Source organism: Anaerobacillus sp. 1_MG-2023 (assembly GCF_030547345.1).
GTDB lineage: Bacteria > Bacillota > Bacilli > Bacillales > Guptibacillaceae > Guptibacillus > Guptibacillus hwajinpoensis_B.
Map to the genome: position 1 here is coordinate 443,296 of NZ_JAUORD010000001.1, position 20,324 is coordinate 463,619.

Annotated in this window: 21 protein-coding genes, 1 pseudogene and 1 riboswitch; of the genes and pseudogenes, 7 read left to right on the top strand and 15 right to left on the bottom strand. The window is 40.1% G+C overall.

The window, feature by feature from the left end:
- Positions 1 to 28 precede the first annotated feature (28 nt).
- The gene (locus Q4550_RS02360; protein WP_303530089.1) at positions 29 to 880 is read left to right on the top strand and encodes an STAS domain-containing protein; all 852 of its coding nucleotides are present in this window, start codon (positions 29 to 31) and stop codon (positions 878 to 880) included.
- A 49-nt stretch (positions 881 to 929) separates the two neighbouring features.
- Here Q4550_RS02360 and Q4550_RS02365 read toward each other — a convergent pair whose 3' ends face one another.
- The 9 genes from Q4550_RS02365 to Q4550_RS02405 form a co-directional block, all read right to left on the bottom strand.
- On the bottom strand, positions 930 to 1,895 hold the full coding sequence (locus tag Q4550_RS02365; RefSeq protein WP_303530090.1) for an aldo/keto reductase: 966 nt from the start codon (positions 1,893 to 1,895) through the stop codon (positions 930 to 932).
- 74 nt (positions 1,896 to 1,969) lie between these two features.
- Entirely contained in the window at positions 1,970 to 2,386 is a 417-nt protein-coding gene (locus Q4550_RS02370) for a GNAT family N-acetyltransferase (protein ID WP_371018192.1), read from the bottom strand.
- 89 nt (positions 2,387 to 2,475) lie between these two features.
- Positions 2,476 to 3,249, bottom strand: coding sequence for an IclR family transcriptional regulator (locus Q4550_RS02375; protein ID WP_303530093.1), 774 nt, complete (start codon positions 3,247 to 3,249; stop codon positions 2,476 to 2,478).
- Positions 3,250 to 3,378: 129 nt separating this feature from the next.
- A complete protein-coding gene (locus Q4550_RS02380; protein WP_303530094.1) occupies positions 3,379 to 4,497 on the bottom strand; it encodes a saccharopine dehydrogenase NADP-binding domain-containing protein in 1,119 nt (372 codons plus the stop codon).
- Positions 4,498 to 4,669: 172 nt separating this feature from the next.
- The gene (locus Q4550_RS02385; RefSeq protein ID WP_303530478.1) at positions 4,670 to 5,482 is read right to left on the bottom strand and encodes an ABC transporter ATP-binding protein; all 813 of its coding nucleotides are present in this window, start codon (positions 5,480 to 5,482) and stop codon (positions 4,670 to 4,672) included.
- Between the two features lie 12 nt (positions 5,483 to 5,494).
- The gene (locus Q4550_RS02390; protein ID WP_303530096.1) at positions 5,495 to 6,496 is read right to left on the bottom strand and encodes an NAD(P)/FAD-dependent oxidoreductase; all 1,002 of its coding nucleotides are present in this window, start codon (positions 6,494 to 6,496) and stop codon (positions 5,495 to 5,497) included.
- A 12-nt stretch (positions 6,497 to 6,508) separates the two neighbouring features.
- On the bottom strand, positions 6,509 to 7,483 hold the full coding sequence (locus Q4550_RS02395) for a FecCD family ABC transporter permease (RefSeq protein ID WP_303530480.1): 975 nt from the start codon (positions 7,481 to 7,483) through the stop codon (positions 6,509 to 6,511).
- Positions 7,484 to 7,542: 59 nt separating this feature from the next.
- Complete coding sequence (locus Q4550_RS02400) at positions 7,543 to 8,595, bottom strand: FecCD family ABC transporter permease (protein ID WP_303530098.1); 1,053 nt, start codon at positions 8,593 to 8,595, stop codon at positions 7,543 to 7,545.
- Positions 8,596 to 8,655: 60 nt separating this feature from the next.
- Entirely contained in the window at positions 8,656 to 9,618 is a 963-nt protein-coding gene (locus Q4550_RS02405) for an iron-hydroxamate ABC transporter substrate-binding protein (RefSeq protein WP_303530100.1), read from the bottom strand.
- Between the two features lie 335 nt (positions 9,619 to 9,953).
- Between Q4550_RS02405 and glnA the strand changes: the two genes are divergently transcribed.
- Positions 9,954 to 11,276 (top strand): type I glutamate--ammonia ligase, encoded by a 1,323-nt coding sequence (gene glnA / locus Q4550_RS02410; protein ID WP_303530102.1) that lies wholly within the window; start codon positions 9,954 to 9,956, stop codon positions 11,274 to 11,276.
- 62 nt (positions 11,277 to 11,338) lie between these two features.
- Here the strand turns inward: glnA and Q4550_RS02415 are convergent, their stop codons facing one another.
- The gene (locus tag Q4550_RS02415) at positions 11,339 to 11,506 is read right to left on the bottom strand and encodes an aspartyl-phosphate phosphatase Spo0E family protein (protein ID WP_303530104.1); all 168 of its coding nucleotides are present in this window, start codon (positions 11,504 to 11,506) and stop codon (positions 11,339 to 11,341) included.
- A gap of 200 nt (positions 11,507 to 11,706) precedes the next feature.
- A riboswitch (purine riboswitch) is annotated at positions 11,707 to 11,807 on the top strand.
- Between the two features lie 66 nt (positions 11,808 to 11,873).
- Here Q4550_RS02415 and Q4550_RS02420 point away from each other — a divergent pair.
- The gene (locus Q4550_RS02420; protein WP_303530106.1) at positions 11,874 to 13,166 is read left to right on the top strand and encodes an NCS2 family permease; all 1,293 of its coding nucleotides are present in this window, start codon (positions 11,874 to 11,876) and stop codon (positions 13,164 to 13,166) included.
- A gap of 145 nt (positions 13,167 to 13,311) precedes the next feature.
- Positions 13,312 to 13,740, top strand: a complete 429-nt coding sequence (locus Q4550_RS02425; protein WP_194220553.1) for a hypothetical protein — start codon at positions 13,312 to 13,314, stop codon at positions 13,738 to 13,740.
- Positions 13,741 to 13,798: 58 nt separating this feature from the next.
- Here Q4550_RS02425 and Q4550_RS02430 read toward each other — a convergent pair whose 3' ends face one another.
- Positions 13,799 to 14,338, bottom strand: coding sequence for a flavodoxin family protein (locus tag Q4550_RS02430; RefSeq protein WP_303530109.1), 540 nt, complete (start codon positions 14,336 to 14,338; stop codon positions 13,799 to 13,801).
- Between the two features lie 117 nt (positions 14,339 to 14,455).
- Between Q4550_RS02430 and Q4550_RS02435 the strand changes: the two are divergent.
- Positions 14,456 to 15,331, top strand: a pseudogene (locus tag Q4550_RS02435) (LysR family transcriptional regulator).
- A gap of 45 nt (positions 15,332 to 15,376) precedes the next feature.
- Here Q4550_RS02435 and Q4550_RS02440 read toward each other — a convergent pair.
- From Q4550_RS02440 to Q4550_RS02450, 3 genes are all read right to left on the bottom strand, one after another.
- Entirely contained in the window at positions 15,377 to 15,622 is a 246-nt protein-coding gene (locus Q4550_RS02440; RefSeq protein WP_303530111.1) for a hypothetical protein, read from the bottom strand.
- A 181-nt stretch (positions 15,623 to 15,803) separates the two neighbouring features.
- A complete protein-coding gene (locus Q4550_RS02445; RefSeq protein WP_303530113.1) occupies positions 15,804 to 16,082 on the bottom strand; it encodes a hypothetical protein in 279 nt (92 codons plus the stop codon).
- Between the two features lie 274 nt (positions 16,083 to 16,356).
- A complete protein-coding gene (locus Q4550_RS02450) occupies positions 16,357 to 16,512 on the bottom strand; it encodes a hypothetical protein (RefSeq protein WP_303530115.1) in 156 nt (51 codons plus the stop codon).
- A gap of 209 nt (positions 16,513 to 16,721) precedes the next feature.
- Between Q4550_RS02450 and Q4550_RS02455 the strand changes: the two genes are divergently transcribed.
- Entirely contained in the window at positions 16,722 to 17,681 is a 960-nt protein-coding gene (locus Q4550_RS02455; protein ID WP_303530117.1) for a sodium:calcium antiporter, read from the top strand.
- A 52-nt stretch (positions 17,682 to 17,733) separates the two neighbouring features.
- On the opposite strand, the gene Q4550_RS02460 is transcribed toward Q4550_RS02455, so the two are convergent.
- Positions 17,734 to 18,513, bottom strand: coding sequence for an SDR family oxidoreductase (locus Q4550_RS02460; RefSeq protein ID WP_303530119.1), 780 nt, complete (start codon positions 18,511 to 18,513; stop codon positions 17,734 to 17,736).
- A gap of 912 nt (positions 18,514 to 19,425) precedes the next feature.
- Between Q4550_RS02460 and Q4550_RS02465 the strand changes: the two genes are divergently transcribed.
- Positions 19,426 to 20,265: an STAS domain-containing protein gene (locus tag Q4550_RS02465; RefSeq protein ID WP_303530121.1), complete on the top strand. Its 840-nt coding sequence runs from the start codon at positions 19,426 to 19,428 to the stop codon at positions 20,263 to 20,265.
- The last annotated feature ends 59 nt before the right edge of the window (positions 20,266 to 20,324 follow it).

The following is a 20,324-nucleotide window of genomic DNA, read 5'->3' on the forward strand; positions in this document are numbered from 1 at the left end:
ATAATCGTTATAAGGAGAGTAGCTTTCCATGCAGAATGAATACAATTTAGACTCTACAGAGTTTTATTCACTTAAAACCGCATCCAAACGATTATTTAGATTGATAAGTGACCGTTTAAACGTAAATACCGCTTATGTAACAAAACGCGGTAACAATGCAATGACCGTTGTAAGCTCTTACAATGAAAAGGAAGAAATCATTCCTGAAGGATACGCTGTGGAGTATAGTGGTACATACTGTCGGTTGATTATTAATAATGAAAAAAGCGTCATGCATACAGCTAACTTAGCACATGATGAAATCACGAGACAGCTAGAAGTAACTTCACAACTAAAGGTAAAAGGATTTCTCGGTGTTTCACTAACAGATACGAACGGAAAGATTTTTGGAACGCTTTGTGTGATGGATAAAGAAGAGAAGGAATTTAATGAAGAGGATATTACTTATTTAAAATCAATGGCTGAAATTCTTTCGTACATGATCGAGCTTGATCAAACGAAGTATAATATGGATTTCTTAAGCGTACCTATTGTTCCTATCACAAAAGGAATCTCTATATTAACCTTGCAGGGCGTGATTGATGAGAGAAGAGCGGAGAACATTATTAAACAAGTTCTTCAATATGGGGCAAGTAACCAAATTGATTATTTTATCGTTGATTTATCAGGCTTAAAAATTGTAGATGGGTATTTCCCAACAATTCTTGGCGATCTCTTTCAATCCATACAACTGATGGGAATTGAAACAATCATTACAGGAGTTACACCTTCGATCGCCCAACAAGAAGTAGCGAATGAACAGCTTCCTCGTTTTAAAACCGTCCAAAACCTTGAATCCGCTCTAGATTATATCGGATTTGAATTAGTCGAAAAAATATAGTCGACTAAAAGCCGCACCCCACTTTGAGTGCGGCTTTTACATGTTCCTTTTACATCTTCGCAACTTTTCTTGACTCTTCATCAATTTTCTTCATCTCATCTTGTGTAAGCTTAAATCCTAGCACTTTCACATTATCTTCTGCATGCTTTAATTTCGAAGCACCTGGGATCGCTACAACCGTGTCCCCATGAAAATGAACGAGCCAGTTTAACGCCACCTGGCCTGCTCCAATTCCATAAGCATTCCCAATCTCTTTTAACACATTAATAAGTGGCAGCGTTCTAGCTAATCCCTGTGGTTTAAACTGGGACATATGCTTTCTCGGTCCTGAAAGGTTTGCTGCTAAGTCGGGATGATCATGGAACTTTCCAGTTAAAATTCCCTGTTCGAGTGGAGAATAGGCAATGATTGTTACTCCGTGCTGCTTCGCAAGATCGAGTACACCGTTCGTTTCAATTCTTCTATCGAGTAAGCTATACTTCATTTGGTTAGAAGCAAGGCTCCGCCCATGACGGTTCAACTCTTGAATTGCACGATCCATTTTATTGCGATTAAAGTTACTTACACCAACAGCGCCAATATGGCCCTCTTTAACGAGCGAAGCCATTTGTTTCATCTCCTTTTCTGGCGAAGAAAAGGAAAACGGTTGATGCACTTGATGAAGATCAATACGACGACCTTTTAATGCATCTTTCCGTTTTTGAATCGTTCCTGTAATCGATCCTGCTGTACGCAAGAGCGGCCACCACTTTGTCGCAATTAGCGCTTCTTCTTCTTTTATTCCAAGACGATTTAATGCTCCAGCAAGGGCTTCTTCCGACTTTCCCTTTCCATAAGCTTCCGCTGTGTCGAACCAGTTAATCCCGCCGTCTAAGCTCGTTTTCACAATCGCGTCCATATCGGCTTCTGAAATCGTAGAGAAATAGCTTCCAATTAAGCCGCTCCCTTGACTAAATTGCCACGTTCCGAGGCCGATCGGAGAAATCTCATAGTTTGTTTTCCCTAGTCTTCTCACGTCTTTGCCACATCCTTCATTTGTCTTATAACCAAGTATAGCATTCAGTGAAACAAACCTACTAAGATCTGACTTTATGACTTCAATACCTTTTTAAACACATAGCTTACCTGATCATACGCCATCTTTTCTTGATAAAAGCGATGAGCCTTCTTTTTAGCAATGCCTGAGGAAAGAGCCACTGCACCATATCCACTTTCAATTGCCCACTCTTCAACAAAAGATAGCAGCTTTTCACCATGCCCTTTCGAACGGTGTTGTTCACTAGTGACAAGATCACATACCCAAACAAATCGTCCGTAGTAAAGTGTAATCATTGGCTTAAATCCAGTCACCGCAACGATTTCATCCCCTTCGTAAAGAGCAAAAAGTCGGTACATATCCTTTATTCGAGCTTCTTCTACTAAACTAAGAAAAGTTTCTTCATCTAAATGCGACCTAAGCTCTTTCATAATTTCATATGTCTCCAGTAACTGTTCTCTTGTTTTCATTTCATAGATCAAACCGAGTCCCCCAAACAAATGCATATATTTTTTGAACTAATTATTCTATAGGATGACATATTCTAATAATAAAACAGTTAAGACCGATTCACTTTTTCAGTTATCTTTGCTCCAGTTTGTTTCATAAGATCTTCTATTTCTAATCTATTCTTCACAAGATGAGGAGTCTTCGCTCCAACAATTGATAGGGATGCAATCACCCTCCCTCCTTGATTGAAAATAGGAACAGCCATACTAATCGCTCCATCAATTGGATCGTCAATACTAACGGAAATCCCCCGTTCTTTTACAATCTTCAGTTCCTCTAAATAAGCTTCCTTATTAACAATTGAATTCGAGGCATATGACTTGAGTGGACTTTTTTCTATATTGTGGAGAATGGCCCTCTCCTCCATATGGGATAAGAAGACTTTTCCGAAATTTCCGTAGGTAAGTGGTAAAGTTTGACCTGCCTTAGAGAAAACCCTAAGTTCTTTCGTACCTTCTACCGTTTCAATAATGAGAATTTCCCCTTCGTTTAATATAGCTAATTGGACAGTATCTCCTAAACGGTCTCGTAATTCCTTCATATAGGTCAATGCTAGATTTCTTAATTCATTTTGACTTTTTAAATTAATGCTAAGTTCAAGAATTTTATAACCTAGTGAATATTTTTTAGTAATCGAATCTTGTTTCACAAAACCTCGATTCTCAAGTGTTTGTAAAGTTCTGTGTAGCGTACTTTTCGTAAGATTTAAATACTCTCCAAGTTCACGAATACTTCTCTCTTTGTTATTACTTAATAACAATAGCAAGTCGATCGCATTATCTACTGCAGCTATGCGCGAAAATGATTTGTTTGAATCAGACACCATTAACTTCCTCCTCATCAACATTAACTCTTCTTTCAATAGCATACCATTTACTAATAGCTATAAAATACTAATAAAAACCACATAAAAAAACTGACTCGGTCTAAGTCAGTTTTTAACATCGCAAATTTAACTTATTTTGTACTTTGAAGAGAAGTCTTTATATTTACTCATTAGTTCTTTCGCAAGAGCCAAGCTCTCTTCTGGTTTGAAGGATTTATGATCAAAACCTAGCATCTCTTTTAATATTTTATGAGTGTATTTAGAGTAAACAACAGTTCCATCTTCTTTCACCTGATTAATGCCATCTAGTTTTGCAGAGGTTTCGTTTATATAGATAGCTTCATCTAAGGTAATTTCTTTAGGAAGCGCTAGTTCTGCCCCACTCTTACTAAGCACGATTGGATATCCTCCAGGCAATCCTTTTGGTGAAGGAGAATGTGTGAAAATACCTGACGGACTCAATAACGCATACATGTTTTTAATAGTAGAACTTGCAGATACAGTTGTAAATTCCGTGCCAGAAGGGTACAACTTTATTGCATCCCATAATAGTTGATCTGTATCAAACTGACTAGTTACGTCATTATCTTGAACCATTATTTTGATAAAGTGTGGCGCTTTCTGATATCCAGATTCTCTAGGATAAACCCACCATTGATGATGTGCCACAAGGTAAACCTTCACAATATCAGTTGGTACTTGTAATTCATTCGACACCACTAGTTTTACAGCAGGTTCAATTAATTCAACATTCCCAATACCGATTGTTGGGGCGAGTCCAACCTTAGCTAGAACCGGGTTTACTAGATCAGATAGAGCCGTGTTAATAACATGGGGCTGAAGTCCAGATGCTTTAACAGCTAGCATTAAATGATACGCAAGAGCTAATTGGCACGGTAACCATGCTCCTAAACTTGCTTCACTTAACTTTTTGTATACTTCATTAGGTAGTTTTCTTATCGTATGCCAGGTTTGTAAAACAGCGCAATTAATGATCACATCAGGGTTTTCTTTTTTAATTAGAGAAGCTGTAGTCTCCACATCAAGCAAATCTAGTTTTTTAAAGGTAACTTTGGGATATAGTCTGAAAATGGAAGCACCACTGAGTGCATTATGGACCTTTTTCATTCCTACTTCCTCATTTATATCACATACAACTAATTCAGGACACTTCGCGTCTCTCACTAGAAACTCCAAGATATGGCTACCCACTTCACCAGAACCCATAAGAAGTACTTTACTCATTCATTAAAACCTCCTAATTTAGGGACACTGTCCCGTTTCGTTATATTTTATCGGTTTTGTCTGAAAATTTCAATCTTTTTTCTAAATAAGTGGCATTTTCTCACACCAATTATCAGATAATATACAAAAAAAAGCTTGGAAACATATTAATATGTTTCCAAGCTTTTTTGGCTCATCCATTCACAGCAGCATAGCTTAGTTCGTTACATAATCCATAAGGCAAACAAAGCGGCTGGCCCGAACGAGGATCATAAATGATATCACTTCGAACACCAAACACATCTTCTAATACATCAGATTTCATCACTTCAAGCGGAGTGCCCGTTTTCTTCACTTTCCCTTTTTTGATCGCCACCATATGACCAGCGTAGCGGCTGGCATGATTTAGATCATGAACGACCATGACAATCGTCCGGTTTTCTTGAATATTTAACTTTTGAAGAAGCTCAAGCACTTCAAGCTGATGGGCCATATCGAGAAAAGTGGTTGGCTCATCTAAAAAAAGAATTTTCGTATCCTGAGCGAGCGCCATCGCAATCCAGGCGCGCTGGCGCTGGCCACCAGAAAGCTGGTCAATCGGACGGTTGGCAAACTCTCCGATTCCCGTCATTTCAATCGCCCAGGCAATTTTTTCTTTATCTTCTAACGTAAGAGCTTTTAGTCCTTTCTGATGTGGAAAGCGCCCGTATGTGACAAGTTCTAGAACTGTTAGCCCTTCTGGAGCCGTGGGGTTTTGAGGAAGGATCGCTAACTCCTTCGCAAGGTCCCGCGTTTTCTGCTCATGAATAGCACGTCCATCAAGGTAAACCGTTCCACTTTTTGGCTTCATTAATCGAGATAGTGTTTTGAGAATGGTCGACTTTCCTGATCCATTCGCTCCAACAAGAGCCGTAATCTCTCCTTCAGGTATGGATAAATTCAACTGATCTACAATGATGTTTTCCTGATAACCGATCTTAAGATCCTCTGTTTGAATCACCACAATCACTCCTTTCGCTTATACTTCTACAAAATCCTTATGATGTGTAGAATACATGGCCATGGCTTCTGCCTCAGGATCAAGAAAGGCTTTTGCACTATTTAATGCTTTAGGTCCTTCCGCAAGACCACCTGCTATGAGCGTTAAACGATGGGGGTATGTGACGATATCTCCTACTGCGAAAACACCTGGTATACTCGTTTCCATTTTTGCATCCGTAACGACTTTTCCATCATTCATCGTCATTCCCCAGTTTTGGATGCCGCCTAAGTCGAGATTAAATCCATGATTAACAAGGAGGGCATCGATTTCAACTACTTCTTTTTCACCTGTGTCGACATGAGTAAGAACAACTTTATCAATACGCTCCTTACCAATCACGTCAGATACATAGCACGAACATTTGATGTGCGTTTCCGAGTTGTTCATCTCTGTGATACTACTTTCGTGGCCAGTAAAAGCCTCTCTGCGATGAACAATCGTTACCTTATCTGCAATTGGTTCAAGCCGATTCGCCCAATCGATCGCCGAATCGCCTCCTCCAGAAATCAGAACGTGCTTACCTCTGAAGCTTTCCACACGATCCACTGCGTAATAAAGATTCTTCCCTTCAAAATGCTCCGCGCCATCAACTGGAAGTTTTTTCACCCCAAGTGTCCCATGTCCAATAGCTAAAATAACGGTCCGAGTGTAATGCTTTTCTCCATTATGACTCGTTAAGATATAGGTTCCGTCCTCTTCTCGCTCAAGATCGTCTACTCTTTCCCCAAACACCATAGTTGGATCAAATGTGCTCGCCTGTTCTTCAAGCTGCTTAATCAAATCCGCTCCGGAGACGCCAGGAATTGCCCCAATATCTCGTAGAATTTTCTCTGGATAGAAGTAAGTCACTTTCCCACCAACTTGTGGAAGATATTCAATGACTTTCGTCTTAAGCTCGCGCATACCGCTATAAAAAGCTGTAAATAAGCCAATAGGGCCTCCGCCAATGATCGTCACGTCATATATTTCATTCTTCACATCGTTCGCCTCCTAAGCTTTTGCTCTAGCAAGTAAATATAAAAAGTATGGAGCTCCGATAATCGCAACCATAATACCGGCATGAATTTCAGATGGTGCGAGAATCGTTCGACCAATCGTATCAGCTACTAAAAGAACAAGTCCACCAGCAAGAGCCGACAACGGCAACAGGAATCGGTGATCATTTCCGACTAACTGTCGAGCAAGATGTGGGCCAACAAGACCAACGAAACCAATTCCGCCACTAACTGATACGCAAGCAGATGCAAGGGCAACAGAAGCACCTAGGAGCAAGAAACGCTCTTTCTCTACTTTCACACCCATTCCGGTCGCAAGCTTCTCACCAAAAGTTAATCCATCTAGCGTCCTCGCTTTATAGAATATGAACGTAAATAAAACGATAATCCATGGCAGTAACGTCAGAACATGGACCCACGTCGTCCCCCAAATCTTACCGGCAAGCCAAATGGCAATGAATTGGTAATCGAACGGATCCATCCGGAGCGTTAAGATAGTTATAAGAGCACCAATACCGGCGGCGATGGCAATTCCATTTAGAATTAGGCGCTGAGGCATCAACCCTTCTCTTTTACTATAAGAAAGAGCATAGATGATGATCGCCGTGGCACATCCACCTATTAATGCAAGAAACGGCATGAGTAGAATGGGCGCGTCCGTTGTTTTTGGAAAGAAAGATATAAAAATGACGACCATTAAGGCTGCTCCGCTATTGATCCCAAGGATCCCCGGATCTGCAAGGGCGTTTCGAGAGATGCCTTGGAGAATACATCCTGAAATGGCAAGACCAGCACCGACGAGAACAGCAATCACTATTCTAGGTAAGCGAAATTCGAATAAGATCAACGATTGTTGCTCTGTTCCATAACCAAAGAGCGTCTTCCATACTTCAATTGGACTTAATTTCGTTAACCCTGTATTAAGGCTGATTAAAAAGGTGACAACAATCAATAAGAGAAAAATCGCCATAATAATATACCGACGGCGATTCCGTCTCCGCTGGACGTCAAATAAAGAATCTAGATCCACTATAACTCCCTCCCTTCACGTCTCGCTACAAAGAGGAAGAAAGGAACACCGATAAGCGCAAATATCGCTCCGATTGGCGTTTCATATGGCGCATTAACCATTCTTGCCCCCATATCGGCAACAATCATCAAAAGTCCTCCAAGAACTGCTGAGCATGGGACAATCCAGCGGTAATCAACACCAACCAGAAACCTCGCTATATGTGGGATTACTAGGCCTACGAACCCTATTGGACCAACAGCTGACACGGCAGCACCTGCCAACACTAGTACAACAACTGCCGCTAGAGCTTTTATTAATTTTGTACGCTGACCAAGACCTACGGCAACATCTTCTCCAAGACTAAGTAACGAAATCGATTTGGAAAGAAATAGCGCTACAATGAGGGCTACAATGATCCACGGCAATAGAATCTGAATTTGTGGCCACTTCAAACCAGCTGTTCCTCCGGCAAACCAGAAGGCAAGGTTCTGGGATAGCTGAAAATGAATAGCGACTCCTTCACTCACTGCAGTAAAGAGAGCACTCACAGCAGCCCCAGCAAGCACTAACCGAACAGGCGAGAGACCATTTCTTGATAAGGAACCGATACCAAACACTAATCCAGCCCCAATACCAGCACCTATAAAAGAAAACAGCATCAAATTGTTATAAGATAGACCTGGGAAAAAAGCAAAGCTAAGCGCAATCATTAATGTTGCTCCTGCATTTAAACCAAGTAACCCTGAGTCAGCAAGAGGATTTCGCGTCACCCCTTGCATAATAGCACCAGCAACAGCAAAACTTGCTCCAATTAATATGTCAGCAACTGAACGCGGCATTCGAAATTCACGAATGATCGAATGTTCTGTTGAGGTTGGATCAAATTGAAAAATCGCCTGCCAGACTGTCATTAACTTTATATCTGCTGCTCCAAGCGCGATTGATAGTCCAAGGCTCAGAATGAGGGCCGCACTACCAGCAACTAAAATAAGCATAGCCGTAACAGGTCGCGATTGAACAGCTAGCTGATTTTCTATTTTATCTGCAGTCGGCTCAACTTTCTTTGACATGTGATAACTCCTTGCTTTATGTAGTAAAGAACCCCGGTGCCAGGCACCAGGATTTCTTCATTATTCATTGTTTTCTTTAAATGTTTCCACTATTTGATCTAGCTGACCTTCTACTGCAATTGGATCATAGTAGTACATTTCTTCAAAGTTCATTTCATAGAGGTGACCATTCTTCACAGCATCGAGGTTCTGCCAGAGGGCACTTTCCTTCGTTTCCTTTAGTACATCTTGATTATCCTCAGCGGCATACTCGGTGTAAAACATGTGATCAGCTGCATATTCAGGCAATACTTCTAGCGAAATCTGTTTCCAGTTGTCTCCTTCAATCACTTCTTTTTGGATCTTCTCAGGTGCTTTTAACTCAAGAGCATCGTAGATGACCTGACCACCACGACCAAAGTTATCACCAAAGACATAGAAATCTTTCGTTTGTACTTCGTATATGCCAACCGTCTCGTCTTCCCCAATAACACCGTCTAGTTCTTCACGCGCTGCGGCTGCCTTTTCATCAAACTGTTCAATCCACTCTTTCGCTGCATCTTCTTTACCAGCAATTTCACCCATAGCCGTCACTTCTTCATCTAGTGAATCATAAGCTCCGAATGGAACTAGGACAGTTGGGGCAATTTTAGAAAGAAGATCATATTGTTCTTGATCCGTCACAACGATCAAATCCGGATCAAGTGACGTTACTTTCTCCACAGATGGCGGCGTTCCAATATCTTCAATATCCGCAATTTGTTCTTCAGTAAAATAAGGATTATCTAGCACAAATTGATCCGGAGCTCCTACTGGAGTGATCCCTAATGATAAGAAATAACCAACGTAATCGGTTGCAACAATTCGTTCAGGATTAGCTGGAATATCAAATTCTTGCCCGTCAGGCAAAGTAAATGTTTTCATCTCATTGGTTTTCTCACCTTCACTTGATTCGCTTTTCTCATTCTCGTTACCACACGCTGCTAACATCAGAACGAGCGCAAGCATCAAGATAAAAGTAACCCTCTTTTTTGTAGCTTTCATTATATGTACCTCTCCCTTTTGGTGATATTGAGATTCATTATCATTTAGAATGATAACACTTCTCATTACAGGTGTCTAGTTATAAACGAACAATTTTTCGGCTTCAAAATAGCTACACACAAGCTTTTGTATACGTTTTCTATTTCTTTATGAATTTTTTGTGAGAAAAAAAGTGGTTTATCACTTTCTATCTAAGGTTATTATTACTGACATATTCAAATAAATTGTTGTGTTCGAACTTTTATGTTAGGAATCCTTACATAAAAACACAATTATCTGTAAATATCATTAGAATGGACACTAACAAAAAAATTAAAGGTGAGGTTATTTAATCCATGACACTAACAAAGAATAGTATTCAACAGGACATCATGAAGGAAGCAAAAGAAAAGAAAGTCGAATTTATTCGTCTTGAATTTACGGACATGCTTGGTGAAACAAAAAACGTTGAACTTCCAATCGAAGAATTGGAAAGCGTTATGAATAATGAAGCGATGTTTGACAGCTCTTCCATTGCAGGTTTTTCTGATATTCAGGAAAGTGATATGTATCTCTTCCCTGATCTTGAAACATTCAAAGTCCTACCGGACGCTGTTGATCAGGATTGTATCGCTCGCTTTATCTGTGATATTCATACACCAGACGGCGAACCTTTCGAAGGGGATCCTCGCTACATTTTGAAAAGAGCGATGAAGGAAGCTGAAGATATGGGTTATACAGTAAACGTCGGCCCTGAACCAGAATTCTTCCTTTTCAAGCTCGATAAAGATGGTTATCCAATTCGTAAGATGAATGACCGCGCAGGTTATTTCGATGCTTCACCAAAAGATAAAGGTGACCAGGTACGTCGTGACATCGTACGTACACTTAAGAAATTCGGTTTTGAAATGGAAGCTTCTCACCACGAAGTAGCTCAGGGACAGCATGAAATCAACTTCCGTTTCGATAGCGTCATTAAAGCAGCTGATAACATCCAGACATTCAAAAACGTTGTAAAAGACGTTGCGACAAGTCACGATTATCACGCTACTTTCATGCCTAAGCCAATCGCAGGTGAGAACGGTTCTGGTATGCACTGTCACCTTTCTCTCTTCACTGAAGGCGAAAGCGCATTTTATGATGAGAACGATCCAGAGGGCATTTCTAAAACAATGAAGCAATTTATGGCTGGTATTCTTTCACATGCAAATGGACTTGCTGCCATTACTAACCCGAACATTAACTCATACAAGCGTCTCGTTCCTGGTTATGAAGCACCAGTTAGTGTGGCATGGTCTCACTCTAACCGAAGCTGTATGATTCGCGTACCAACAACTCGCGGCATGGGTACTCGATTTGAAATTCGTAACCCAGATCCAACAGCTAACCCTTACCTAACGCTAGCTGCTGTTATCCACGCTGGCCTTGAAGGTATCCGTCATGACCTTGATGCTGGCGCACCAGAAACACGTAACTTGTATGAAGTAAGTACAGATGACGTTCCAACACTTCCGACTAACTTGAAAGAAGCGATCAAAGCACTTCGTGAAGATAAAGTGGTTATGGAAGCATTAGGAGATCATACTTCAAAAGTATATATTGAAGAGAAACAAAAAGAGTGGATCGAATATTCCCTTAACGTAAGTCAGTGGGAAGTTGACCGCTACATGAATAAGTAATAAGTAAAACAAGCTACCTCTCGATGAGGTAGCTTGTTTTTTGTTATATGATGTAAGCTTAATTATGGCAAGAGTATTTTTTTTAGTTTTTGATACTGAACTATTTTCTCATCTAATCGTTTACTTAAGAGAAGTATTTTCCCGCTTGAGTAATCGTCAGCTTCTTGTCCTAGATCATAAAGCACCATTCGCAGCGTATGAATTTCATCTTCAAGGCTTTGTAGCAACATAGCGCTCTCCCTTATAATTTGTCTTTTTATTACATTACCACAAAAAAACCTTGACTGATTCATATTCTTACAAATTACATAATTTTTAACATTTTGCTAATCATTAACACATTTGTAATACAAGTGTGAAAACATTGAATACTGGAACATTCCTTAAAATGATTGACCCTCGTTTTTTTCATTGTTATGATTCTCGTTATAAATTTCATCTAAATAAACCTTGTATAAGTTCAGGAATACGGCCTGAACGTTTCTACCAGCTACCGAAAATGGCTTGTCTACAAGGAATCATGAATACATTCATATTCCTTGTGATTTGACTCTGGTTGCTGGCCAGAGTTTTTTTTATTGATCAGGAGGGTCCATCATGAAAAACTTCTTCCAGTTCGCTGAACGGGAAACGAATTACCGAAAAGAAACGTTAGCTGGGGTTACAACGTTTCTTTCCATGGCATATATATTAGTTGTTAACCCCATAATCCTAAGTGAAGCAGGCATTGATAAAGGCGCACTCTTCACAGCAACTGCTCTATCTGCAATCGTTGGGTCCTTACTTATTGGCCTACTCGCAAACTTCCCTGTCGGCATTGCCCCAAGCATGGGATTAAACTCTTTCTTCACCTTTTCCGTTGTTATTGGGATGGGAATTGATTGGGAAATTGCACTCACAGGCGTCTTTATAGCCGGTATTATCTTTATGATTCTTAGCTTACTTAAAATACGAGAGAAAATTATTAACGTCATACCAAAAGACTTAAAGCACGCCATTGCTGCTGGTATTGGTTTCTTTATCGCTTTTGTTGGCCTTAAAAATGCAGGAATCGTCGTTGGAAACGAAGAAACGTTTATTTCGATCGGACAGCTTACAAATCCAACGACGGCTTTAGCTGCATTCGGCTTTGTTATTACTTTAATGATGTTGATACGCGGCATTCGCGGTGGTATCTTCTATGGTATTGTCATCACCACGATTATTGGAATGATTATTGGTCTTGTCCAAGTACCAGGGTCGGTTGTTGGACAGGTGCCAAGCCTTGAACCAACTTTTGGGGTTGTCTTTCAACATTTAGGAGATATTTTCTCGCCTGAAATTCTAGCTGTTATTTTCACATTCTTATTCGTTGCTTTCTTCGACACGGCGGGTGCTCTTATTGCCGTAGCAAGTCAGGCCGGACTTATGAAAAACAATGAAATTCCGAATGCAGGCCGAGCGCTACTTGCTGATTCTACATCTGGAGTTGTTGGAGCAATCTTCGGTACATCAACGACTGCCTCATTCGTAGAATCTTCTGCTGGCGTTGCCGTTGGTGGCCGAACTGGATTCACATCTGTCGTTATATCGATTTGCTTCTTTATTGCTCTCTTCTTCTCACCCATTCTTGGCGTTATAACACCTGAAGTAACAGCCCCAGCCTTAATTATCGTTGGTGCGCTTATGGCAACAGAAGTGAAGCAGATTGATTGGAGCAGATTAGAAGTAGTGATCCCGGCTTTTGTAACGATTATTATGATGCCACTCACGTTTAGCGTGGCAACAGGGATCGCCCTCGGGTTCATTCTTTATCCATTTGCGATGATCGCTAAAAAGGAATGGAAGCAGGTGCATCCGATCATGTATACACTCGGTGCTTTGTTCATTCTTTACTTTGTCTTTCTATAACGTTACAAAGGGGCATTTCAGTTGAAATGTCTCTTTTTTTAATCCACACTGTTTCAACTTGAAAAAATAGTGGTAGTATTGCGGTGGATGGTTTAAAATAAGTCATTAACGAGAAAAGCTTTACAAAAAGGTAGTGATTAAAAACATGCTATATATATGGGATATTGAAGAATTGGTTAAAGACACATTGGCATTTCACCAATTACCAATCAACTATGAATTTAATAACGAATTAAACGCTCCTATGAGCTATAACGTATCGACGAATACAATTAAGTTTAACTATTTACAATTGAACGGCTATCAAGCCAAAGTAAACTTCAAACTAAAAGAAACCGAAGAAAACATCGCAAAAATTCTTCTATACCATGAGATCGGTTACTACTTGGATTTCAAGAAGCATAGACACGATCTTAGGATTTTAATGTACGAGGAAGAAGAGGAGCAGCAAAAGTTTCTTGCTGAAATCGAACGAAATGCCTGGGATTTTGGGCGGAAATTGGTTCCTGATGACCTAGTAGAGTCCTACGATAAATTAAGGGAACTCGATCAGCAGTTTCAAAACGGACAATAGAAGGCACTGAAAAGGACGAGATCTCATTGATCTCGTCCTTTTCCATACTCTCAATACATCAAATCTGAAACTCACTTCTCCACTTCGCTATCTTATCCAGCGCTAACTGATCTTCCTTTACTTCCCCCGGCTTCACACCGCTACCGATGACGTAATCGACGAACTCCATGTTCACGAACTCAAAGATATAGCTAAATTGCTGAATAAGAGGAAGTCCTTTCATTTTCGCACTGCTTCCGCCCGTAACGATCACATAAGCTTTTTTCTTTGCTAGCTCTTCTTTTAAATTTAATTGTTCATCACGTAAATATTGCGACCAGCGATCAAAGAAATTCTTCATTGGACCGCTCATTCCATACCAATATAGAGGTGTTGAGAAAACGAGAACATCATGGGCTAACAGTAGTTCAAGTAACTCGTCATAGTCATCCTCTACTGGTGAGAACCCTCCTTCTGAATGTCTCTCATCGACAATCGAATTTATATGTTTATCTGCAAGAGAAACTATCGTATGGTCCGTACCTTCAAGCATTCTTTTTGTCAGGTACTCTGAGTTTCCATTTTCACGAGTACTCCCTAATAGTGCCATAATCTTCATACTACACTCTCCTTTTACAGTGAAGCGTCTATTTCTTAGAAGTATATCATTGCAACAAACATCAACGTTATCTATAATAATTGATACTAACTATCGAAATTATTAATGGAGGGTCTGATGGATTTAAATTACTTTTATACTTTTAATGAAGTCGTTCGATCAGGAAGCTACACACAAACAGCAGAAGAACTAGGTTATGCTCAGTCGAGTGTAACGACTCAAATCAAGAAGCTTGAAGACTATTATCACGTGAAACTGTTTGAGCGTATTGGAAGGAAAATGAGGTTAACGTCATCAGGAGAACAGCTTTATGATTACGTGAAGGAAATTATCAAGCTTGCAGATGAAGCAAAAGCTCACCTTCGAACGGATGCCAATTTAAAAGGGACCATTCGCATTGGAACTGGCGAAACACTTGCAGCGTATTATATTACACCTTATATTAAAACGCTCAAAGAAAAGCATCCTGAATTACGCATCCGACTTGAATCGGGTCAGTGTCAAAACTTAATTGGCGGCACAGTAGATGGCACGTACGACATCACTATTTTGTTAGACCAATTACAACATCATCCTGATCTAACAACGATCCCCATACGTCAGGAAGAAATGGTTATGATCGCCCCTCCCCAACATCATTTCACAAAGCTTGATGTATTGGATTTAAAGTAATTAGAGGAGGAAACGCTCATCCTGACCGAAGAAGGCTGCGCCTATCGAGTTCTTCTAGAAAAATGGCTAAAAGAAGCAAACGTACAAGCGAAATCGATCATTTCCTTTAGTAGTCTTGAAGCCATTAAGCAATGTGTCGCGGATCAACTCGGTATTGCGCTTCTACCAAGAATAGCGGTTGAGCGAGAAATTCAAAATGGGCTTGTTGCCGTGCTTCCATTTCATTCGAATAACATCACTCTCTACACCCAAGTTGTATATAAAGAACGAAAATGGATTTCACCACCGCTGCAACAGTTTATCGACCTGATGAAGAAGTAGACAGCAAAAGAGTCCCTTAGGGACTCTGCTGACCTATTACGTTTGTTAGCTATTCATTAATTGAACAATTCCAGCCACTACTGAAAAAAGGCTAAGTCCAATGAAAAACAGCGTCACTCTTCGCTGCTTTTTCTTAGTTTCTTCTATATAAAAGAAACTAAGTGATGCGAATACGGTGATGCTGATGACTAATCGAAACAGATTTTCGTTCCCACCAGAAAAACCTAACCATGCGATACTACTAGCACCAGTAATAATAACACTCAACAAAAGAACTCTTATGATTTTCATTCTCTTTCCTCCCCATTAGGCCCTTTCCTATTGCTCTTGACTAACACGAACGTCACTCCAACAACCATAGACATGATCACTTCCTTCGAAATACCAGTTGATGATTTGTTTATGTAATATATGGATAACAAACTAAGCATCGTGAGACACACCAAGAGCATTATCATTAGCACATTCCTCTTCATACGTTCTCCCCTCTTTCATGTGCTTTTGGCACCTGCATCTCTTTTACAAAGTAAGCTCCTATTAATAGAAAAAGCATCGATCCTAGTAAACTATATAATCCGAGGAAACCAAACCAGTATCCTAAAGGATTGAATGCAGCACTAATCAAGAAACAAACCGGGGAAATAGCCGATTTAAAGCCCGTTAAACCCATCCGTTTTCTTCTCGTTACTTGTATATAGATCCCTATTAAAAAGACGATTGAGAAAATAATCGTTACGATTACTTCGATCATCTCTCTACCTCCTCTCTCAATAAAGCGTTTTCTTATTTTACGATTGAGAGGAGAAAGAAGTTTCATTCATTTTTTAGAGAAGAGAGAAGTTCTATTCTCTATTAACCGCTATTTCTCAAATAATTTCTGATTGATATACAAAGAAACGATCAGTAATAAAATAATCATAGCAAAGGCAAGAACCCATTGATCATATGGATAAGCAATGAAACTATGAACAGTAAGTATCACCCCTAAAGGAAGTAAAAATCCTCCGCCAACCACCCTCCCTAACCTAGCCTTTATCACGAATCGCTTTTTCATTAAATCCAGCTAATAACCACGTTTGTTTCAATGCTCCTACAAAAAAAACAATCAGCAGAAGAATGCCAATCACTAACAAATTTAGGTTCATCGCAAATTGCCTCTCTTCTTTTTCTATTAAACTCACACAATGTTCAATCCTTCTCGTTGACTTTAAATTTAAACCGAGCTATAGTTAAAATAACAAGGGGAGTAGCGACCGGTAACGGCTGATGAATCATCAATACGGTATTACGATACCTGGTTCATCGGGCTAAGCTTTTTAGTACGCAAGACCTTGGTACAATTTTGTTGTGCCAGGGTTTTTTCGTATGCGCTGGCGGAGAGGAGTTACACATGATCATCCTTATCTTTCTTCTTGCAGCTACCGTAGTTGTCGGTGCCGCTATTTACTTGAATCAGTTCGGTGATGTTATTAGTAAGAAATCTTCTTTAAGCGGAGCTGTTGTGGGGACATTCTTAATTGCGGGAGCCACATCACTTCCAGAATTAACAACGAGTTTAACAGCTGTGTATATCGATAATCCTGATATTGCAGTCGGTAACATGCTTGGAAGTAACGTTTTTAACCTTTTAATTTTAGCTGTAGTGGACTTAATTTATAGACGACGAAGATTATTTCAGAAGGTAAACACGAAGGCAAATGTCCCATCTGCCCTCGTCGGTCTCCTTTTCCTCGTCATTTTAATCGTCTCTCTGGTAATTCCAGGAACGATTTCCATATTTGGTGTTGGGGTTGAAATGGTTATTATTGTTTTATTGTATGTCTTATCAATGAAATACATTTCAAGCGACGATGGGGAGCAGGAAGATGTACCTACAAAAGATTACTCTCTTCGCACTGCCGTCATTGGCTTTATCGTCGCAGCACTCATTGTTTTCGTATCAGGAAGTATTTTATCCATTGCGGGAGACAGACTAGCTGAGGCAACGGGTATGAATGCAAGTTTTGTCGGTAGCTTTCTAATTGCCGCTTCAACCTCTTTACCAGAGCTTGTCACGGTGCTTGCTGCTTTCAAACTAGCAAACTACAATATGGCGATTGGTTCGATTCTTGGAAGCAATCTCTTTAACATTCAGCTATTAGCCCTGACTGATATTCTCTATCGGAAAGGACCGATTCTAGCTGCAGTCGATATGTCTCACATCTTCATTGCGGGTCTTGGTTTGTTAATGACGATCGTGATTATGTACTTACTTCTACGTCCACAAACGCTCCGAAGTCAGTGGCGCTATGCTGCTCCTTCACTCGTGATGGCGTTATTATATGTCGTTGTTTCCTATGTTTTGTTCTAACAAAAAGCGTGCTGACTCGTTGTCAGCACGCTTTTTTCTTATCTCAAAAACGTTAATCTCGAAAGCCACCATCTGAATGAATGATTTGCCCTGTGATCCACCTTGATTCATAACTCGCTAGAAAGCTAACAAGTCTCGCCGCATCGTCAGGCGTGCCGATACGTCCCGTCGGAAACTTCGGCTTTAGAAAAGTTTGGAGTTCATCATCCATCCACCCTGAATCAGTTGGTCCAGGATCAATAGCATTCACTGTGATGTTGTAAGGAGCAAGCTCAGTTGAGAGTGATGTCGTGAACGCTGAGATCGCTCCTTTTGTCGTAATATAGGCAAGATTGCCAGGCTGTGGGCTTTTGTCCTGCCCAGAAACAAAGTTAATGATTCTGCCTTCCGCTTGTTGCTTCTTTAACTGCTTCGCAAAAGTAACAGACAGCATGCACGTTCCTCTTACGTTAACAGCACAGTGCTGATCAATGATTTCCGCTGATAGTTCATCATGATCGACTTCTACACAATGGGTCGCATTGTTTACTAGAATCGCTAGCTCTCCGGTCATTTTCTTCACTTGTGCTATAAGGTCCTCTGATGCATTAGGCTCACTTAAATCCAGTTCCATTTCTTCAGCTATAACGCCCATTTCCTGCAGCTCTTTTTTGAATATAACTGGGAACGTGTCGGTCGCATCCTTATAACCTGTGCTAACGTCATACTTCGATAAGTGAGTAAAGAAAATATCATGGCCCTTCCTAGCAAGCTCACGACATATGCTAGCACCAATCCCGTTCGGACGGCTAACGCCTGTAACAATGGCAATGCGATTCCTTTGGTTGTTCATTTTATTTTCCTCCTTATGAGGAACACCTGACCAATGTGAAAGGAGATGATTCGAAACAGGACAGCAGCCTAAGGCCCCTGTCCTGATCATTTATCAATCATGAACGCGGTGTCCCCCTGTATAGGTTCCATTGACACACCTATCTCTACTTAAATAGGATTATCAATAAATCTAAACCATTACAGGAATTGTCCACACATGTTCATGATCCCCTTTCCATACATCTCCGCATTCACTATATCAAATAGTTGTCTGTCATTTCAAGAAAATTCTGTAAAAAACTCTCTATTAAACATAAACTGTACATTATATATCTCGAATTCAAGAATTTAGGGTTTGAAATAATTGGTATAGTGGAATTACAAAATTATGACTACTATTATAGGGAGATAAAACATGCAGAGCCAAAATCAACTCATTCAAAAACTCATTGCCAAAGACAGAAGTTCCTTGAATGAATTGTATGATACATATATTCACCACGTCTCTCGCATCCTGTCCAACAGTGACACTCCTCAATCTGATCACGAAGAAATAATCACGAAGCTTTTTACTCAGATTTGGACCTCACCGCAAATCCTTTATAAAGAAAAACACCTCTCCATTGCCATAACAAAACTTTGCCTCAAGCTTACCAATACTCATTGCTCTAGAATCTCCTAATTCAATAACAACTACCAAACAAAAACGGAGCCATAAACAAAAGGCTTCCTTTTATGTTCTACTATTTGTGAGTCGCTTAAAAACTTTGTTGAGGCAACTTAAGTAAATCTATTCGTTGATTATGTGAAAGCTTGGTATAATAAATACAGAGAAGGAGTTATCGTATTTTGTTATAGATAGAGTGAGCACAACGATTTTACCGTCCAAATAAACGAAATGAATATAAAGGATCGAGAGGAGCACTTATTCATGCAAAGAAACAAAGATCTTTATCAATTTTTATTAAATAAAGCAGAACAATTAACAGAAGACTGGTATGCATCACTTGATAAAAGTGGAACAGGTGTTTATTCTTCTACTGATCCAGAAGTCATTAAAGGACTTAAAGCTCAGAACCTTGAATTTCACCAACATTTGTGCAAAATTTTCATCATGAAGAAAGACGATTTCTTTGAGGAATTCGAAGACTGGGTGCGAGAAATTGGCCGTGACCCTGAACATTTAAACACTCCGACTCACCTGATTATGAGGGAATTTCTGCGCGTACGCGAGCAGTATATGGACTTCATTGATATGTATACAAAGGAAACAGAAGATCTTGTCTCACAGAAAAGTATTGATATCTGGAAGTATGCTGTGATTGAAGCCATTGATGTGCTTATGACACGCGTCGTTGAAGAAAAATCAAATCATTTGAACGCCCGTATTGAAGAACAACAGCAAACGATTAATGAACTAAGCTCGCCATTGATTGACCTCCCTAACGGTAAAGCTCTCCTGCCGCTAGTCGGTGACATTGACTCCGATCGAGCGTCGGCGATTTTTGAGAACACGCTTGAAGGGTGTACAAGTAAACGTGTGGATCATCTTTTCATTGATTTATCTGGCGTTTATCTCGTCGACACACGGGTCGCTCAACAAATATTCCAACTGATTACAGGGCTTAAATTAATTGGTGTTACTGCTACACTATCTGGCATTCGGCCAGAAATTGCTCAAACAGCCGTTCAACTAGGTATTGATTTCGGTGAAATTCGCATCACTTCAAACCTGGCACAGGCCATTTCAGCTGAAACTACACCTTCTTAAAATAATTAAACTATACTAACAAGGAGAAAGCCGTCTTACGGTCTTCTCCTTGTTAGTAT

Excerpts from the sequence above, each read along its gene's own strand:
- Q4550_RS02445 (WP_303530113.1), bottom strand. The coding sequence starts at position 16,082 with ATGATCGAAGTAATCGTAACGATTATTTTCTCAATCGTCTTTTTAATA.
- Q4550_RS02460 (WP_303530119.1), bottom strand. The coding sequence starts at position 18,513 with ATGAACAACCAAAGGAATCGCATTGCCATTGTTACAGGCGTTAGCCGT.
- Q4550_RS02405 (WP_303530100.1), bottom strand. The coding sequence starts at position 9,618 with ATGAAAGCTACAAAAAAGAGGGTTACTTTTATCTTGATGCTTGCGCTC.
- glnA (WP_303530102.1), top strand. The coding sequence starts at position 9,954 with ATGACACTAACAAAGAATAGTATTCAACAGGACATCATGAAGGAAGCA.
- Q4550_RS02430 (WP_303530109.1), bottom strand. The coding sequence starts at position 14,338 with ATGAAGATTATGGCACTATTAGGGAGTACTCGTGAAAATGGAAACTCA.
- Q4550_RS02420 (WP_303530106.1), top strand. The coding sequence starts at position 11,874 with ATGAAAAACTTCTTCCAGTTCGCTGAACGGGAAACGAATTACCGAAAA.
- Q4550_RS02370 (WP_371018192.1), bottom strand. The coding sequence starts at position 2,386 with ATGAAAACAAGAGAACAGTTACTGGAGACATATGAAATTATGAAAGAG.
- Q4550_RS02425 (WP_194220553.1), top strand. The coding sequence starts at position 13,312 with ATGCTATATATATGGGATATTGAAGAATTGGTTAAAGACACATTGGCA.
- Q4550_RS02465 (WP_303530121.1), top strand. The coding sequence starts at position 19,426 with ATGCAAAGAAACAAAGATCTTTATCAATTTTTATTAAATAAAGCAGAA.
- Q4550_RS02400 (WP_303530098.1), bottom strand. The coding sequence starts at position 8,595 with ATGTCAAAGAAAGTTGAGCCGACTGCAGATAAAATAGAAAATCAGCTA.
- Q4550_RS02395 (WP_303530480.1), bottom strand. The coding sequence starts at position 7,483 with ATGGCGATTTTTCTCTTATTGATTGTTGTCACCTTTTTAATCAGCCTT.
- Q4550_RS02455 (WP_303530117.1), top strand. The coding sequence starts at position 16,722 with ATGATCATCCTTATCTTTCTTCTTGCAGCTACCGTAGTTGTCGGTGCC.
- Q4550_RS02440 (WP_303530111.1), bottom strand. The coding sequence starts at position 15,622 with ATGAAAATCATAAGAGTTCTTTTGTTGAGTGTTATTATTACTGGTGCT.
- Q4550_RS02360 (WP_303530089.1), top strand. The coding sequence starts at position 29 with ATGCAGAATGAATACAATTTAGACTCTACAGAGTTTTATTCACTTAAA.
- Q4550_RS02380 (WP_303530094.1), bottom strand. The coding sequence starts at position 4,497 with ATGAGTAAAGTACTTCTTATGGGTTCTGGTGAAGTGGGTAGCCATATC.
- Q4550_RS02415 (WP_303530104.1), bottom strand. The coding sequence starts at position 11,506 with ATGTTGCTACAAAGCCTTGAAGATGAAATTCATACGCTGCGAATGGTG.